Source organism: Blautia wexlerae (assembly GCF_013300825.1).
GTDB lineage: Bacteria > Bacillota > Clostridia > Lachnospirales > Lachnospiraceae > Blautia_A > Blautia_A wexlerae_B.
In genome coordinates, this window is sequence record NZ_JAAIMY010000118.1 from 1 (window position 1) to 327 (window position 327).

A 327-nucleotide genomic window follows, 5' to 3' on the forward strand; every position below is an offset into this window, starting at 1 on the left:
AAAACAATGAGAATCAAACGACCGCATCACCTACGCTAGGGTGATGAAGCGAAAGGTCAAGCAATAAGGGCACAGGGCGGATGCCTTGGCACTAAGAGCCGATGAAAGACGTGATAAGCTGCGATAAGCTTCGGGGAGGAGCAAATATCCCGTGATCCGGAGATGTCTGAATGGGGAAACCCACATGAGCAAACCTCATGTATCCTACAGCCAATACATAACTGTAGGAAGGGAACCCGGGGAACTGAAACATCTAAGTACCCGGAGGAAAAGAAAGAAAACTCGATTCCGTAAGTAGCGGCGAGCGAACGCGGAGGAGCCTAAACC

General features: G+C 50.2%; 1 rRNA gene. It reads left to right on the forward strand.

Going from position 1 to position 327, the window contains the following annotated elements:
* Nucleotides 1-54 precede the first annotated feature (54 nt).
* Nucleotides 55-327, forward strand: a 23S ribosomal RNA gene (locus G4417_RS16690); the annotation flags it as partial.